At 69.9% G+C, this 16215-nt stretch carries 17 protein-coding genes; 9 read left to right on the forward strand and 8 right to left on the reverse strand.

Going from position 1 to position 16215, the window contains the following annotated elements:
* Positions 1 to 70: 70 nt before the first annotated feature.
* The 3 genes from MCHT01_RS10990 to MCHT01_RS11000 all read right to left on the reverse strand — a co-directional run bounded on the left by MCHT01_RS10990 (position 71) and on the right by MCHT01_RS11000 (position 3082).
* Entirely contained in the window at positions 71 to 508 is a 438-nt protein-coding gene (locus tag MCHT01_RS10990) for a hypothetical protein (protein WP_067065392.1), read from the reverse strand.
* 151 nt (positions 509 to 659) lie between these two features.
* Positions 660 to 1838, reverse strand: a complete 1179-nt coding sequence (locus tag MCHT01_RS10995) for a BaiN/RdsA family NAD(P)/FAD-dependent oxidoreductase (protein ID WP_148661490.1) — start codon at positions 1836 to 1838, stop codon at positions 660 to 662.
* A gap of 146 nt (positions 1839 to 1984) precedes the next feature.
* Positions 1985 to 3082: a porin gene (locus MCHT01_RS11000; RefSeq protein WP_067065393.1), complete on the reverse strand. Its 1098-nt coding sequence runs from the start codon at positions 3080 to 3082 to the stop codon at positions 1985 to 1987.
* Positions 3083 to 3225: 143 nt separating this feature from the next.
* On the opposite strand from MCHT01_RS11000, the gene MCHT01_RS11005 reads away from it, so the two are divergent.
* The 3 genes from MCHT01_RS11005 (at position 3226) to MCHT01_RS11015 (ending at position 6213) form a co-directional block, all read left to right on the forward strand.
* Complete coding sequence (locus MCHT01_RS11005) at positions 3226 to 4134, forward strand: LysR family transcriptional regulator (protein ID WP_067065394.1); 909 nt, start codon at positions 3226 to 3228, stop codon at positions 4132 to 4134.
* A 262-nt stretch (positions 4135 to 4396) separates the two neighbouring features.
* Positions 4397 to 5425, forward strand: a complete 1029-nt coding sequence (locus tag MCHT01_RS11010) for an amidohydrolase family protein (RefSeq protein ID WP_067065395.1) — start codon at positions 4397 to 4399, stop codon at positions 5423 to 5425.
* A 77-nt stretch (positions 5426 to 5502) separates the two neighbouring features.
* Entirely contained in the window at positions 5503 to 6213 is a 711-nt protein-coding gene (locus MCHT01_RS11015; protein ID WP_084452397.1) for a YitT family protein, read from the forward strand.
* 43 nt (positions 6214 to 6256) lie between these two features.
* Here the strand turns inward: MCHT01_RS11015 and MCHT01_RS11020 are convergent, their stop codons facing one another.
* Entirely contained in the window at positions 6257 to 6499 is a 243-nt protein-coding gene (locus MCHT01_RS11020; RefSeq protein WP_067065396.1) for a tautomerase family protein, read from the reverse strand.
* Positions 6500 to 6545: 46 nt separating this feature from the next.
* Positions 6546 to 7268, reverse strand: coding sequence for an SDR family NAD(P)-dependent oxidoreductase (locus tag MCHT01_RS11025; protein ID WP_067065397.1), 723 nt, complete (start codon positions 7266 to 7268; stop codon positions 6546 to 6548).
* A gap of 99 nt (positions 7269 to 7367) precedes the next feature.
* Between MCHT01_RS11025 and MCHT01_RS11030 the strand changes: the two genes are divergently transcribed.
* A complete protein-coding gene (locus tag MCHT01_RS11030; RefSeq protein ID WP_067065398.1) occupies positions 7368 to 8324 on the forward strand; it encodes a LysR family transcriptional regulator in 957 nt (318 codons plus the stop codon).
* A 24-nt stretch (positions 8325 to 8348) separates the two neighbouring features.
* On the opposite strand, the gene MCHT01_RS11035 is transcribed toward MCHT01_RS11030, so the two are convergent.
* Positions 8349 to 9335: a helix-turn-helix transcriptional regulator gene (locus MCHT01_RS11035; protein ID WP_084452535.1), complete on the reverse strand. Its 987-nt coding sequence runs from the start codon at positions 9333 to 9335 to the stop codon at positions 8349 to 8351.
* 93 nt (positions 9336 to 9428) lie between these two features.
* Here MCHT01_RS11035 and MCHT01_RS11040 point away from each other — a divergent pair, with 93 nt between their 5' ends.
* Positions 9429 to 10340 carry an SDR family oxidoreductase gene (locus MCHT01_RS11040; protein WP_067065400.1) on the forward strand — a complete coding sequence of 304 codons (912 nt, stop codon included), beginning with the start codon at positions 9429 to 9431 and terminating at the stop codon, positions 10338 to 10340.
* On the opposite strand, the gene MCHT01_RS11045 is transcribed toward MCHT01_RS11040, so the two are convergent.
* Entirely contained in the window at positions 10324 to 10983 is a 660-nt protein-coding gene (locus MCHT01_RS11045; RefSeq protein ID WP_067065401.1) for a peroxiredoxin, read from the reverse strand. The genes MCHT01_RS11040 and MCHT01_RS11045 overlap by 17 nt on opposite strands.
* 241 nt (positions 10984 to 11224) lie before the next feature.
* Positions 11225 to 11911 carry a PA4824 family protein gene (locus MCHT01_RS11050; RefSeq protein ID WP_067065402.1) on the reverse strand — a complete coding sequence of 229 codons (687 nt, stop codon included), beginning with the start codon at positions 11909 to 11911 and terminating at the stop codon, positions 11225 to 11227.
* Between the two features lie 191 nt (positions 11912 to 12102).
* Between MCHT01_RS11050 and katG the strand changes: the two genes are divergently transcribed.
* The 4 genes from katG (at position 12103) to MCHT01_RS11070 (ending at position 16130) form a co-directional block, all read left to right on the forward strand.
* Positions 12103 to 14295: a catalase/peroxidase HPI gene (katG, locus tag MCHT01_RS11055; protein WP_067065403.1), complete on the forward strand. Its 2193-nt coding sequence runs from the start codon at positions 12103 to 12105 to the stop codon at positions 14293 to 14295.
* Positions 14296 to 14403: 108 nt separating this feature from the next.
* Positions 14404 to 15009, forward strand: a complete 606-nt coding sequence (locus tag MCHT01_RS11060) for a nucleotidyltransferase domain-containing protein (protein ID WP_067065404.1) — start codon at positions 14404 to 14406, stop codon at positions 15007 to 15009.
* Between the two features lie 7 nt (positions 15010 to 15016).
* A complete protein-coding gene (locus MCHT01_RS11065; protein WP_067065405.1) occupies positions 15017 to 15439 on the forward strand; it encodes a hypothetical protein in 423 nt (140 codons plus the stop codon).
* A gap of 70 nt (positions 15440 to 15509) precedes the next feature.
* Positions 15510 to 16130: a CAP domain-containing protein gene (locus MCHT01_RS11070; RefSeq protein ID WP_245643225.1), complete on the forward strand. Its 621-nt coding sequence runs from the start codon at positions 15510 to 15512 to the stop codon at positions 16128 to 16130.
* Positions 16131 to 16215 lie beyond the last annotated feature (85 nt).

Raw genomic sequence — 16215 nt, forward strand, 5'->3', positions numbered from 1 at the left:
GCCCGGATCCGTCCGGGCGCGGCCGTTTGTCCGTTCGGCGCGCGCGCTTGGACGGCGCGTCGCCTCGGGCTCACTCCGCCAGGAACTCGTAATCCGCGTACTGCGCGTGGCTCCACTTGATGAGCACCTTGAGGCGGCCCGGCTTGCCGGCCGTCGCGGCGCCGCTGAAGCGGCAATGCACGCTCACGTCGCCGTCCTCGCCGAACAGGCTCAGCTTGCTGCCGTCCTCGCAGGTGAAGGCCTGGCCGTCGAGCTCCGGCGCGAGGCTCGCCGAGGTGTCGTCATGGCCGCCGGTGAACATCGCCTGGAAGCGGAACTGTCGACCCGCGGCACCGGCCGGGATCGCGCAACTGATCTCGCGCCAGTCCATCATCCGGTCCGTCTCCTGGCAGGCCGTGGCCTTGATCGAGCTCCACCCGGTCGCCGGTGCCGTCGACGGCGTCTCGGCCGCGCGGATCGGCGCGACGGTCAGGAGCAACAGCGGCAGCAGCAGGGCGGTCGGGCGCATGGGACGGGTCTCCGGCAAGAGGGAACCCGCGATGTTGACGACGCTCCGTGACAAGCGCGCGGCGGAGTGCCGCCTGTCCCGCGCTCCCGTGGCAGGGGCCGCCGCCGCCGGCGTCCTCCGGGGATCCTCGTTCAGCCGCGGGCCTGTCCGCTCACACGAACTGCGCCGCCGCGTGGCCGGAGGCCCAGGCCCACTGGAAATTGAAGCCGCCCAGGTGGCCGGTCACGTCGAGCACCTCGCCGATGAAGTACAGCCCTGGCGACTTCAGCGATTCCATGGTCTTGGAGGACACCTCCTTGGTGTCGACCCCGCCCAGCGTCACCTCGGCGGTGCGATAGCCCTCGGTGCCCGCCGGCACGACCTGCCACGCGGACAGCTGCGTGGCGATGCGCTCCAGCTCGGCATGCGTGTACTGCTTGATCGGCTTGGACTCGAACCACTGGTCCGCGATCAGCGTCGCCATCTTCTTGGTGAAGACCTCGCCCAGCAGCGTCCTGAGCTCGGCATTGGGCCGGTCGTTGCGTTGCTGCGCGAGCCACTGCGCCGCGTCGAGGTCCGGCATCAGGTTGATCTCCACCGCCTGGCCGGGCAGCCAGTACGAGGAGATCTGGAGGATGGCCGGGCCGCTCAGGCCGCGGTGCGTGAACAGGATGTTCTCGCGGAAGCTCTTGCCGTTGCAGCTGACCAGGCAATCGACCGAGGTGCCGCTGAGCTCGTTGCAGAGGTCCTTGAGCTGGTCGGTGATGGTGAAGGGGACCAGCCCGGCGCGCGTGGGCAGCAGCTCGTGGCCGAACTGCCTGGCGACCTGATAGCCGAAGCCCGTCGCGCCCATCGAGGGGATGGACAGGCCGCCGGTCGCGATCACCAGGGACTGGCAGCGCATCGGGCCAGCCGAGGTCTGCAGCGCGTAGCCGCCCTCGACCTTCTCGATGGTCTCGACGGCGGTGTCGAGCTTGACCTCCGCGTTCACGGCCGCGCATTCGGCGAGCAGCATGCGCAGGATGTCGATGGACTTGTTGTCGCAGAAGAGCTGGCCCAGCTTCTTCTCGTGGTGGGGGACCTGATGCTTGTTGACCAGCGCGATGAAGTCCCACTGCGTGTAGCGCGCGAGGGCCGACTTGCAGAAGTGCTTGTTCTGCGAGAGGAAGTTGGCGGGCTCGGTGTACAGGTTGGTGAAGTTGCAGTTGCCGCCGCCGGACATCAGGATCTTCTTGCCCGCCTTGTTGGCGTGGTCGATCACCAGCACGCGCCGTCCGCGCGCGCCCGCGTGCGCCGCGCACATCAGGCCCGCGGCGCCCGCGCCAATGATCACGACATCGATGTCCAACACGACTGCTTCCCTTCGACCTTTGAAACCCTGCCCGACCGCTGAGGCGGGCGCGGGAGCTTAACGCATGGTGTCGGCGGCGCCGGCTGGCGCGGGGGCGGTCGATGTCGACGATGACACGGGGAGGCCGGATTCCTCTCGCCCCGCGCTCAGAACGCGTGCCGGATCCCCGCCGCGATCCCGTCCTGCGTGCCGCCGGCCACCGGACCGCTGCCGGCGGCGGCGTTGCTGACGCCAAGGGCCAGGCTGCCGTTGTTGTCCACGCGGCCGGCGGTCGCGTAGACCGCCGTGCGCTTGGACAGGAAGTAGGTCCCGCGCACGGCGTACAGGGTCGCGGCGTTCGCGCTGTGCTTGTAGTCCAGCTTGAAGACCTGCGCGTCGAGCATCCATTGCGCGTTCGGCGACCAGTTGGCGCCGGCGTACCAGAGCCGGCTTCTGGGCGTGGCCGCGCTGCCGTCGTTGCGGCGCGCGATCACGCCCGCGCCCAGCTTCCAGCCCGACACCTTGAACCACCCCGCCACCGTGCTGCGACGGTCCGTCATGGCGCTGCTGGTCAGGCCCGCGAAGGCGCCGGGGCCGCCGCGGATCTCGTCGATCGCGGCCGAGGCGCCCCAGTTCTCCGCGTCGTACTTGACCATCGCCGACCACTGCCGGCAGGCCTTCGAATCGGCCGAGTTCTCGCCCGCGCAGTTGGTGCCCGAGGGGCTCGGTCCCGCGTTGACCGCGTCGCGGCCGGGACTCCAGGTCGCGCCCACGGTCACGCCGCTGAAGCTGCCGCGGTAGGCGATGGCGTTGTCCACGCGCGCATTGGGCAGGTAGCTGTCCAGCGAGCCTGAACCGAACATCGCCGGACCGAGCAGGTCCGCCTCGGTCTGCGACCAGAACAGCATCGAGTACTGCCGGCCCAGGCTCACGGTGCCCCAGGGGCCCTGCAGCCCGACGAAGGCCTGCCGGCCCCAGGCTCGACCGCCCTGGTTGAGCGTCCCGCTGTCCGCGCCCAGGCCCATCTCCAGCGTGAACACGGCCTTGAGTCCGTCGCCCAGGTCCTCGCTGCCGCGGAAGCCCAGGCGCGAGGGCGCGAAGCCGCCGGTCAGGCCCGGCATCCGCGTCAGGCCCGCGGAGGCGGCGCCCACGTGATCGATGTGCTCGACGGACTGGTCGATCAGCCCGTAGATCGTGACGTTGGACTGCGCGGATGCCGCGCTCGCGGCGGCGACGGCGGCCAGCGCCGCCAGGGTCTTCTTCATGAGTCTGTCTCCTCGGGGTGGATGCGCCGACCGCTGCGGGTCGTTCAGCGCGGCGCAGTCTAGGAACCACCCCGAGGGCTCAGAAGATGCCATGCGGGCAAGCGCGATAACGCTTCGTTATCACCCGTGGCTAGCATGGGCCGATGAAGCTCACCAACCTGCGCGCGCTGGTCGCGGCCATCGAGGAAGGCAGCCTGCGCGCCGCCGCGCGTCGCATCGGGGTGTCCCAGCCGGCGCTCACGAAGATGATCCGGGAGCTCGAGCGCTCGCTGGAGACGACGCTGCTGCTGCGCTCGACCACGGGCGTGCTGGCGACCGCGCAGGGCATGGTGCTCTATGACCGCGCCATCGCGGCGGACCGGGAACTGTCCCAGGCGGTCGAGCAGATCCGGCAACTCGGCGGTCACATGGCGGGCTCGCTGACCATCGGCGCGGTGCCGCTGGCGGTGATGCTGCTGGTGCCGGAGGCGCTGCGGACCTTCGGGGCGGAGTTCCCGGAGATCCAACTGCGCATCGTCGAGGAGCTCTACATCGCGCAGCTCACCCGGCTGCGCAAGGGCGAGGTCGACATCGCGCTGGGGCCCTTGCCCGAGCATCTCTCGCCGGGTGAATTCGCGGTCCAGCCGCTGATGCCCATCGACATGGTCATCGTCGTCAGGAAGGGCAATCCGCTGGGGAGGGCCCGGCGTCTGGAGGAACTGGCTGACGCGCCTTGGGTCTACACCGGAAGCACGCCGGAGACGGGTTATGCGAGGACGCTGTTCGAGAGGCACGGCCTGACGCCGCCACGCGCGGGCGCGCTGGTGAACTCGACCTTGGGGTCGTTGTCGGTGATCGCCGGAGGGAATTGCGTGGGGCTGCAGCCGAGGCAGATCGCGTCGCATCCGTTCGTGGCGGAGCATCTGCAGGTCGTCAACGTGAAGGAAGGGCCGCTGCGGCTGCAGCTCGGGGCGCTGGCGCGGGCGGATGCGGCGATGAAGCCGGGCGTGCGGCACTTCCTGGCGCATCTGCATCGGGCGGCTTATGTCCTCGAGCATGGGCGGGCGCGGTGAGGGGCGGCGAGAAGACCCTCACCCCCGCCCTCTCCCGCAAGCGGGAGAGGGAGTAACGCGGTCGCCTCAGAGGAGCCCCTCGCCCGTTTGCAGCAGAGCCGCTGCATGAACTCCCTCGCCCGCTTGCGGGAGAGGGCCGGGGAGAGGGTCTTCGGGGTATGCCCAATCCGAATAGCAGCTAGTCCCCGCCATAACTAGGACGACGAGGCCGGGCTCTCCACAATCCGCCGCAACGCCTCATCGCCTGCCGCGCAAGCCCCCCATGATCATCGACGTCCACGGCCACTACACCACCGCTCCCGCCGCGCTCGGCGCCTGGCGCGACCTGCAGATCGCGGCGCTCGAGGACCCGTCCCGAGGTCCTCGCCCCTCGGACCTGCGCATCAGCGACGACGAACTGCGCGAATCCATCGAGACCAACCAGCTCGCCAAGATGCGCGAGCGCGGCTCCGACCTCACCATCTTCAGCCCGCGCGCCAGCTTCATGGCGCACCACATCGGCGACTTCCAGACCTCGTCGACCTGGGCCGCGATCTGCAACGAGCTCTGCCACCGCGTGGCGGAGATGTTCCCCGATCACTTCGTCGGCGCGGCCATGCTGCCGCAGAGTCCCGGCGTCGATCCCGCGAGCTGCATCCCCGAACTGGAGCGCTGCGTGCGCGAGTACGGCTTCGTCGGGATCAACCTGAATCCCGATCCGTCCGGCGGCCACTGGACCAGTCCGCCGCTGACCGACTGCCACTGGTATCCGCTCTACGAGAAGATGGTCGAGCTGGACATCCCCGCGATGATCCACGTCAGCACCAGCTGCAACGCCTGCTTCCACACGACCGGCGCGCACTACCTGAACGCCGACACCACGGCCTTCATGCAGTGCCTCACGGGCGACCTGTTCAAGGACTTCCCGACCCTGCGCTTCCTGATCCCGCACGGCGGCGGGGCGGTCCCGTATCACTGGGGCCGGTTCCGCGGCCTGGCGCAGGAGCTCAAGAAGCCGCTGCTGGACGAGCACCTGCTCGACAACATCTTCTTCGACACCTGCGTCTATCACCAGCCGGGCATCGACCTGCTGACGAAGGTGATCCCGGTGAAGAACGTGCTCTTCGCCTCCGAGATGATCGGCGCGGTGCGCGGCATCGACCCGCTCACCGGTCACCATTACGACGACACCAAGCGCTACATCGCCGCCACGCCGCACCTGAGCGACCAGGAACGCCACCTGGTCTACGAGGGCAACGCGCGTCGCGTGTTCCCCCGGCTTGACGCGCGGCTGAAGGCGCGCGGACGATAGGGACGCTTCATCGGGGATGGCGATTGCGGGACAATGCGCGCCCCCTCGCGGGCACGCAATCTGCTTAGCTTCCCTTCATGAGCGATCCCCAGCCAACCCCTTCCCACGCCGAGCGTTCCAACGCGCGTTCCGGCGAGCCCTCTGCCGACCCCGCCCCCGAGCCGTCCGCCGTCGAGCCGCTCGCCGACCTGGCGATCCGCTCGCACACGACCTTCGAGGACGCGCAGGCGATCTTCACGGGAACGATCTTCGTGTCGCTGGCGCTGATCCTCTTCGCGCAGGTCGGGCTGCTGACCGGCGGCACGGCGGGCGCCGCCTTCGTGCTGCATTACGCCACCGGCATCAGCCTGGGCAAGTTGTTCTTCCTGATCAACCTGCCGTTCTACTGGTTCGCCTGGACCCGCATGGGCCGGGAGTTCACGCTCAAGACCTTCGTCTCGATCGCGCTGCTGTCGGTGATGACCGAGTTCTCGCCCAAGCTCTTCGCCATCGACCGCATCCATCCGGCCTACGCGGCCGTGCTGGGCGGGCTGCTGCTGGGCTCGGGCTGCCTGTTCCTGGCGCGGCATCGCGCCAGCCTGGGCGGCGCGACCATCGTCTCGCTCTACCTGCAGAAGGCCAAGGGCTGGCGCGCGGGCAAGGTGCAGATGGGCATGGACTGCGCCATCGTGCTGCTGGCGCTGACCGTGGTCGACGTGGAGCGGGTCGCGTACTCCGTGCTCGCGGCCGTGGTGATGAATCTGTTCATCGCCGTGAACCACAAGCCGGGACGGTACGCGGTGCTGTGAGGGCGGCGGCGAGCCGCTCGCCGCCGCGGTCGGAGCGGGCCCGTCAGGCCGGGCCGGCTGCCGGGACCTGTTGCCGCCGGTATTCCGGCGTGGGCAGCCCGCCCACGCCCCAGTTCTCCAGCTCGATCTCATTGATGACCACGAAGGTCAGATGACGCGGCTTGCCGAGGACCTCGAACAGCAGATCGCTGACGCCCTGGATCAGGGCGGCCTTCTGCGCGGGCGTGGTGGCGCTGGCGCCGGGGGTGGTGCCCTCGCGGGTCACCTGGATGTTGACGTAGGGCATGAGGCTTCCTTGGACGTGACGGGGGGAGGTCGACGCGGGCGACGGCTCAGCGGCCGGCATGCTGGCCGCCGTCGACATGCAGCGTCTCGCCGGTGACGAAGGCCGCCTGCTCGAGGTAGCGCACCGCGTCGACGATCTCGTCGATCTCGCCCATGCGGCCCATCGGGTGCAGGCCGGCGAGGAAGGCGTGCGTCTCGGGAGCATGCATCGGCGTCCGGATCACGCCGGGCGAGACCGCGTTCACCCGGATGCCGTCCTTGGCGTACTCGATCGCCAGGCCCCGCGTGACCGCGTCCAGGCCGCCCTTGGTCAGGCTCGCCAGTCCGGCCGGTACGCCGGCGATGGGCTGCTCGACCAGCGTGGTCGTGATCTGCACGATGTGGCCGGCGCGCTGCCGCAGCATCTGCGGGATGGCGAGTTGCGTCACGTGGAAGAAGCCGCCGAGGTTGACGTCGATGACGTCGCGGAAGTCCTGCACGGTGTATTCGGAGAAGGGCTTGGCGACAAAGATGCCGGCGTTGTTGATCAGCGTGTCGATGCGGCCGAAGCGGTCGAGCGCGGTCTGCACGATGCGCTCGGCGACGGCGCGCTCGCCGATGTGGCCGGGCACCGCGACGATGTCGGTGTCGTCGCCCTGACGGATGTTGCGGGAGTTGGCGACGACGGCGTAGCCGAGCGCGCGATAAGCGGCGACGAGGCCGGCGCCGATGCCCTGAGAGGCGCCGGTGACGAGGGCGACGCGGCGGGGCTGGGAGGCGGAAGTGCTCATGGGGAGGGTCCTTTCTTTCGGAGTTGGCGCCGGGGCGTTCCGGCGTTGTCGAAAGAGTAGGGACGGGGTCTCGCGAGCGGTAGCCGCTATCCTCGCTCAATGGCTGATCAGAAACGCACAGGGACAGCGTCCGCATCGAGCGCCGCGCGTGGCGCGCCCGACTGGGAGGACCTTCGCATCTTCCTTGCGCTGGGTCGGCACGGCAGCCTCTCGGCCGCGGCGCGGGCGCTGTCGGTCAATCACGCGACGATCTCGCGCCGCATCCAGGCGCTGGAGGACAGCCTCGGGCAGAAGCTGGTCGATCGCCGACCGGACGGCTACTTGCTCACGGCGGCGGGTACGCGCGTGCTCGCGGCGGCCCGCGAGATGGAAGCCGCCGCGCAGACGCTGGGCCGCGCCGGCGATGACGACGCGCCGCGGGGCCTGGTGCGGGTGAACGCGCCGCCGGCGCTCGCGCAGGCCTTCGTGATCGGCCGTCTCGCGGAGCTGCCCGGGCGGCATCCGGGACTGGACGTGGACCTCGCGACCGACCTGCGCGCGGTCAGCCTGGACCGGCACAGGGCGGACATCGCGATCCGGCTCGATCGTCCCGCCGATGGCGACTTCATCGCCAGGCCGTTGGGGGTGATGGGCTTCGGCTTCTACGGCACGGCGGGGCTGCGCGAGCGGCATGGCCTCGCGGATGTCGATGAACAGGCGCGTTCGGGGCGTCCAGCCGAGGAACCCGTGTTCATCGGATTCGACGAGGCCAATGCCGACATGCCCGATGCGGCCTGGCTCGCGCGTCGCTTCCCACGCGCGCGGGTGGCGTTCCGCGCGGACAACCAGATGGCGCAGGCGACGGCGGCACGCACGGGCGCGGGCTTGGCGCTGTTGCCGCATTACATCGGGCGACAGGTGCCGGATCTCCTTCCGTGCGAGCTCGGCCCGGTGCCCGAGCCGCGCGAGATCTGGCTGCTGATCCGTGGCCAGGATCGCCACGACCTGCCGATCCGCACGGTGGCGGAGCACTTGATCCGCGTGTTCGAGGAGGCCCGGGCGCTCTTCGAGTCCTGATCGAGCCTGGCTTCCCCGCGTCGCTCAGGGACTGCGGCGTGAGTCGTCGGTCGCGATCAGGTCCCTGACGCGCGCCTCGTCCTCGGCGGTCGCCGGCTGATAGATCACCAGCCCCAGGTCCGGCCGGCCGTCGACGGCGAAGGCCGAGTACTCGAAGGCCAGCGCGCCGGCGGTGGCATGGTGGATCCGCTTCAGGCCGCCGCCGAACTCGCGCACCTCGCGCTCGCGCCAGATGGTGGCGAAGGCGGCGCTGCGTTGGCAGAGCTCCTCGACCAGCGCCTGCGCACGCGCCGAGTCGCCCGCCCGCGCCGCGTCGGCGCGGAAGGCCGCCACGACAAAGCGGGCCACGCTCTCCCAGTCGTCCTGCGCGACGCGCACGCGAGGCTCGCAGAACATCAGCCGCAGGATGTTGCGCTGCTCGGGCGCAAGCTGGCCGTAGTCGGTCAGCACCAGCGACGCCGCGCGGTTCCAGGCCACCACGTCCCAGGTCGCCGTCTTCACGATGGCCGGGCTCAGCGGCAGCGCGTCCAGGATGCGCTGCAGGCGCGGCGTGACGCTGGCCTCGCCGGGAAGGCGGGGCTCCGGCGGTCGGCCGAAGGCGAGCAGGAACAGGTGCTCGCGCTCGACGTCGGTCAGCATCAGCGCGCCGGCCAGGCGATCTAGGACCGCCTCCGACGGCGCGCCGCCGCGGCCCTGCTCCAGCCACGTGTACCAGGTGGCGCTCACATGGGCGCGCTGGGCGACTTCCTCGCGGCGCAGGCCCGGCGTGCGCCGGCGGGTCAGCGGGAGACCGAACGCGGCCGGGTCGAGGCGCTCGCGCCGGTCGCGGAGGTAGGCACCGAGCTCGTTGTCCGCGGCCGAGGGGCCGGGAGCAGCGTTCCGCCCGGCATCGACCACGGCCGGATCGGAGGACGCCGAGGTTGGCGAGGCCCCCGTGCCCGGGAGGGCGGGCGACTTGCGGGCCGGCGCGGCGCCGGCAGGAGAGGCGGTGGTGGCGGAAGGGATCGACATCCTGTTGGTTGCCATACCGGGATACGGCCACGTCTTTAACGGGATGGATTCTGCGTCGAGCATGCCGACCGTTGAAACTGAAAGGACTTCTCCATGCGAGTCTTCGTCACGGGTGCCACGGGCTTCGTCGGGTCGGCGGTGGTGCGGGAACTGTTGAGCGCCGGTCACACGGTGTTGGGGCTGGCGCGATCGGACGCGTCGGCGGCGGCACTGGCCGCCACGGGCGCGACGGTGCGTCGCGGCTCGATCGACGATCTGGACGGCCTGCGCGCCGGCGCGTCGGACTGCGACGCGGTCATTCACACGGCCTTCGATCACGACTTCTCGCGCTTCGCCGAGAACTGCCGGCGCGATCGGATCGCCATCGAGGCGCTGGGCGAGGCCTTGCGCGGCTCGGACCGGCCGTTGATCGCGACCTCGGGCCTGGCGTTGTCGCCGTCGATCGGGGCCCGCGAAGCCGATGAGCGGGACGAGGCGCTGCCGACCTCGGAGAACTATCCGCGGGCGTCGGAACCAGCGGCGCTCGCGTTGGCCGCGGCGGGCGTGAACGCGGCGGTGGTCCGCCTGCCGCCGACGGTGCACGGCCTGGGCGATCACGGCTTCGTGCCCATGCTGATGGACCTGGCGCGCCGCACCGGCGTGTCGGCCATGGTGGGCGAGGGCGCCAATCTGTGGAGCGCCGTCCATCGCGAGGATGCGGCCGTCGTCTATCGCCGCGCGATCGAGTCGCCGATCACCGGGGCGCGCTGGCATGCGATCGCGGAGGAACGGATTCCGTTCAAGGCGATCGCCGCGGCGATCGGGACGCGGCTGGGGTTGCCGGTGCAAGGCCTGACCCCGGAGGAGGCGCAGGCGCACTTCGGCTGGCTCGCGAAATTCGCCGGATTGCGGCTCGCGGCGAGCAGCGCGTGGACGCGCGAGACCCTGGGCTGGGCAGCCGCCGGGCCGACGCTGGGCGACGACCTGGCGGATGCGCGTTACGCGGCGATCACTTCGGCTGCTTGACGATGCGCAGGTAGGGCTTCGGGGCCTTCCAGCCTTCAGGGTAGAGGGTCTTGGCTTCGTCGTCGGAGACCGAGCCGGCGATGATGACGTCCTCGCCCTGCTTCCAGTTCACCGGCGTGGCGACGCGGTGCTTGGCGGTCAGCTGCATCGAGTCCAGCACGCGCAGGATCTCGTCGAAGTTGCGGCCCGTGGTCATCGGGTAGGTCAGCATCAGCTTGATCTTCTTGTCCGGACCGACGATGAAGACCGAGCGCACCGTGGCGTTGGTCGCCGCGGTGCGGCCGTCCGACGTGCCGCCTTCATCGGCCGGCAGCATGTTGTAGAGCTTGGCCACCGCCAGGTCGGTGTCGCCGATCATCGGGTACTTGACCGAGGCGCCCTGCGTTTCCTCGATGTCCGCGACCCACTTGGCGTGGTTGTCCACCGGGTCGATCGACAGGCCGATCAGCTTGGCGTTGCGCTTGGTGAATTCGGGCTCGATGCGGGCCATGTAGCCCAGCTCGGTCGTGCACACCGGGGTGAAGTCCTTCGGGTGCGAGAACAGGATGGCCCAGCTGTCGCCGATCCAGTCGTGGAAGGTCAGTTCGCCGTGCGTGGTCTTCGCGGTGAAGTTGGGGGCGGTGTCGTTGATGCGCAGGGACATGGTGGGCTCCAGTGTCGTCAGGTCGAATGTGGGGTGAAACCTGGGGTGATCGGGAACGGAAAGCGGCGATTCTCTCCGCGTCGCGGGACGCCTGCAGGCGGGTCGCGGACGGAGGTTGATTCTCATCCCTCCGATTGAGGATGACGACCCCTGGATCAATGTCCTCATGCGCGCCGCGTCTATGCATGCGCGCCGGGCGCATGAGCCCCGGTGCGGCGCGCTCCGGGCCCGTGCCGACGCCTCAGAAGGGGTGGCCGAACTCCCAGTTCACGCCCAGCGTCCACCAGTCTTCGCGCGGCGCCTGCGCCGTGGCGCGGGCCCGGGCGCGGCTCAGGTCGATGGAGAGCTTCTCCCCGAGGAAGCGCCGCAGCCCCAGCCGCGCCAGCGGGCGCTGGCCGTCGTGGAAGACCTCGGCCAGTCCCTGCCATTCGGGCAACGGTTGCCACTCGATCGCGGCGCCGCGCTGCCAGCGGTCCGGCGCGCCTTCTCGCAGCACGCGTCCGACGTTCAGGTGCAGGGCGAGGTCCTCGCGCGGCGTCCAGGTCACGGGCACCAGCAGGATCGCCTGGCGCTTCGGGGCCAGGTTTTGCCAGCCCAGGGCCGCGACGGCGCCCAGACTCCACTGCGCCGTCAGCGCCGTCGCCCACTTCACCTGGGCGGCGTGAGGATGGAGCGCCGGCGAATCGGCCGCCGTGCCGCGGTCCAGGCTCAGGCCGAGCTCCACGCCCGCGACATGGCAGGCCGTGCCGGCGTGCTGCAGGCGCCGATGCTGCTGCTGGGCGCGCTCGGCCCAGAGCTCCACGTTGCATTGGCCGGGGTCGAGGATGGACGCGTCGTCCACCGCGTGGTGGCCGCCGGCGGCATGGCAGTGACTGGACAGCAGCAGGGCGGCGAGCAGCGCGGCCAGGACCGTCAGGATGGCGGGCATGAGGATCTCCTGGAGCGAGTGTCCATCAGGTCGCCGACGCCGTGATGACATCCGGTTCCGGCTATCGGGTCGATTGAGACGTTCACTTGCCCAGGCTCGGATCGCGGTCCTAGACTCGCCCGGCGATCCCACCCAGCGGACAGTCTCGGGGCTCAGGCTCATCCCCCCACACGATCCTTCAGGAGACCGACATGTCAGGTGACACCAAGTGCCCGTTCTCGGGCGCCCCGCGCAAGCACACCAGCGCCGGCGGCAAGGGCAACCGCGACTGGTGGCCCGACCAGCTCAATCTCTCCATCCTCCATCTGCACTCGGCCAAGGCCAACCCGATGGGCGAGCAGTTCAAGTACGCCGAGGCGTTCAAGACCCTGGACCTGGACGCCGTCGTCAAGGACCTGCACGCGCTGATGACGGACTCGCAGGACTGGTGGCCCGCCGACTACGGCCACTACGGTCCGTTCTTCATCCGCATGGCCTGGCACTCGGCGGGCACCTATCGCATCCAGGACGGCCGCGGCGGCGCGGGAACGGGCGCGCAGCGCTTCGCGCCGCTCAACAGCTGGCCGGACAACGGCAACCTGGACAAGGCGCGGCGGCTGCTCTGGCCGATCAAGCAGAAGTACGGCCGCAAGCTGTCCTGGGCGGACCTCATGATCCTGGCGGGCAACATCGCGCTGGAGTCCATGGGCTTCAAGACGCTGGGCTTCGCCGGCGGCCGCGCCGACATCTGGGAGCCGGAGACCGACATCTACTGGGGGCCGGAGACCACCTGGCTCGGTGACGAGCGCTACGCGGGCGACCGCGACCTGGCGAATCCGCTGGCCGCCGTGCAGATGGGCCTGATCTACGTGAACCCGGAAGGGCCGAACGGCAATCCCGATCCGGCCGCCTCGGGGCGCGACATCCGCGAGACCTTCCGCCGCATGGCCATGGATGACGAGGAGACGGTGGCGCTGGTCGCCGGCGGTCACACCTTCGGCAAGTGCCATGGCGCGGGCGACGCGGCCCAGGTCGGCCTGATGCCCGAGGGCGCGGCGCTGGAGGAGCAGGGCCTGGGCTGGAAGAACGCGTTCGGCGACGGCATGGGCGTCTACACCATCACCAGCGGCATCGAAGGCGCGTGGACGGCCACGCCGACGACCTGGGACATGAGCTACTTCGAGACGCTCTTCGGCTACGAATGGGAGCTGACCAAGAGCCCGGCCGGCGCGCACCAATGGACGCCCAAGGGCGGCGCGGGCGCGGGCACGGTGCCCGACGCGCACGACCCGTCCAGGCGTCACGCCCCGATGATGACCACCGCCGACCTGGCGCTGCGCGTCGATCCGGCGTACGAGAAGATCTCGCGCCGCTACATGCGGGATCCGAAGGCTTTCGCGGACGCGTTCGCCCGCGCGTGGTTCAAGCTCACCCACCGCGACATGGGCCCGCATGCGCGCTACCTGGGCAAGCTGGCGCCCAAGGACGTGATGATCTGGCAGGACCCGGTGCCCGCCGTGGACCATCCGCTGGTCGACGACCAGGACGTGATGGCGCTCAAGGCCAAGGTGCTGGCGAGCGGGCTGAGCGTGTCGCAGCTGGTGGCGACGGCCTGGGCCTCGGCCTCGACCTTCCGGGGCGGCGACAAGCGCGGCGGCGCCAACGGCGCGCGCATCCGGCTGGCGCCGCAGAAGGCGTGGACCGTCAATCAGCCGGCCGAGCTGGAGCAGGTGCTGAGCCGCCTCGAGACGTTGCGGCAGGAGGCCAATGCCAGCCTGGGCGGCGGCAAGAAGATCTCGCTGGCCGACCTGATCGTGCTGGCGGGCGGCGCGGGCGTCGAAGCCGCGGCGAAGCAGGCGGGGATCACGCTGACGGTGCCCTTCACGCCGGGCCGCACGGACGCGTCGCAGGATCAGACGGACGTCGAATCCTTCGAGGTGCTGGAGCCGGCCGCGGACGGCTTCCGCAACTACATCCGTCCGGACCTGGTCGATTCCGCCGCCGAGCTGCTCATCGACAAGGCCCAGCTGCTGACGCTGAGCGCGCCGGAGATGACAGCGCTGATCGGTGGTCTGCGGGTGCTGGGCGCCAACTACGCGCACGCGAAGCACGGTGTCTTCACCCAGACCCCGGGGGTGCTGAGCAACGATTTCTTCGTGAACCTGCTGGACATGCGGACCCGATGGCAGCGCGCGGCGGAGCCGGGCGTGCTGGAGGGGCGCGATCGCAGCAGCGGGGCGCTGAAGTGGACGGGCACGGCGGTGGATCTGGTGTTCGGCTCCAACGCGCAACTGCGCGCGCTGGCCGAGGTCTATGCCTCCAGCGATGGCCGCGAGGTCTTCGCCCGCGACTTCGTGAAGGCCTGGACCAAGGTGATGAACCTGGATCGGTACGACCTGCTTTGAACGGTGGGCGAGGGTGTAGGCAAGTTGGCTACGTCGTAGGCAAAGTGCCTACGATGTAGCCCGATTGCCTACAATGTAGGCAAATCGCCTACGCCCACCGGCTTTCTCATGAACGAATCCCAGCTCACCGAAGTCTTCGGCAGCATCGGCCGCTTCCGCGTCCTGCGCACCCTGTTCGCGGAGCCGGCGCGTGGCTTCGGGCAACGGGAGCTGGCCTCGGAGGCGGGGATCGATGCGGGCAGCATCGCCCGCTGGCTGCGACGCTGGGTCGCTGCCGGACTCGTGACGCGGCGCGAACAGGATGGGCTGCCGCGCTATCAGGCCAGCAAGGATCCATCGCTCGCCCCGCTGGTCGCGCTGATGCAACAGGACAGCCGACTCGTCCGGACCTTGAGGGAGGCGCTGCTGCCGCTGAAGGGCGTGCAGGCCGCCTGTGTCTTCGGCTCCGTCGCGCGCGGCGAGGCGGGGGCGGACAGCGACATCGATGTCCTTGTGCTGGGAAGTTTGTCGGAACTCAAGATCAACGTTGCTTTGAAGCCCGCGGCGCGGGCGCTGGGGCGCGACGTGCATGCGACGGCTTCTACGATCGCCTCCTTCCAGGAGCAACTTCGCGGCGGGGAGAGCTTCGCGCAGGACATCGTGCGAGGGCCGCGAATTCCCTTGATCGGGGACGTCGATGCCGAAGTCATTTCAGGAGTTGGCGGCGGGGCCTGATGCCCCCTTGAAGCCGCTGGCGGTCAACGCACGCGACGTCGTGCAGTGGCTCCATCAGGCCCAGGCCAAGCTCGAGGACGCTCGCCAGCCGGCGATCTCGAACGGCACGCGCATGGACGCGGCATGGGACGCGGTGCTGCTGTCCTGCATGGCCGTGGCGTGCGCCCAAGGCTGGCGCGTGACGAGCGATCGGGGGCACCATGCCGTGGCCCTCGAAGGCGCCGCGCACGCGCTCGCAATCGGCGAGCGCCGCTTCGATGAGCTCGACATCCTTCGCGATTGGCGCAACCGGAAGTACCGGCCCGGCTACGTGGTCGAGACCGAGGAGCTGAACGAGGCGCTCGATTGGGTCGCGCCGTTCCTGACGGATGTCGCGACCTGGTTCGACCGACAGCATCGGGGGCTGATTCAGCGCGGCGTCGCACGTTGAGCCGCGCTGCACGGCGGGCCCCGTACGTTTGGTTCCAGCTTTCCCCGGCCTTAATTTCTAAGATGCCGGGATGAATCGATCCTCGAAGAAGTCGGACGGCCCGCGGCTGCCGCTCGACGCCGTGATGTTGCTGGTGTTGGTCCTGGCCGCTTGTGGTGGCGGCGGCGGAGACGCCACCGGTGGCGACGGCACGCCGGTCGCGACGACTCCCACGACGCCGACGCTGCCGACCACGCCCGTCGTTACCGGCACCTGCGACCTGCCCAACTTCCAGCAGGACCTGCTGACTCGTATCAATGCGTTGCGGGCCGCGGGCGCGACCTGCGGATCCTCCGGCACCTTCCCGCCCACGACGGCGCTGACCTGGAACTCCGCGCTCGCCACCGCCGCCGACGGCCATGCGCAGGACATGGCGACGAAGAACTACTTCAGCCATGACAGCCAGGACGGCCGCTCGTTCTCCGATCGCATCACCGCGGCCGGCTACAGCTGGAGCGCGGCAGGCGAGAACATCGCCGCCGGCCAGGCCAACGTCGAGGCCGTGATGAACGCCTGGATCAACAGCCCGGGGCACTGCGCGAACCTGATGTCGGCGAACTACGTGAACGTCGGCGTGGCTTGCCGTCCCGCGGCGTCGTCGTCCAACTCGTACAGCAAGTACTGGGTGATGGATCTGGCGAAACCGCGCTGAGCCAGCGTCGGCGAGACGCACCCCACGCGCGCGCGGCCAGCAGCGTTGCCGCGCCCATCGCTCCGAGCATCGCGGCGGCATGCAC

Origin of the sequence: Mitsuaria chitosanitabida ATCC BAA-476 = NBRC 102408, assembly GCF_001598255.1 — a bacterium.
GTDB classification, from domain to species: Bacteria; Pseudomonadota; Gammaproteobacteria; order Burkholderiales; family Burkholderiaceae_C; genus Roseateles; species Roseateles chitosanitabidus.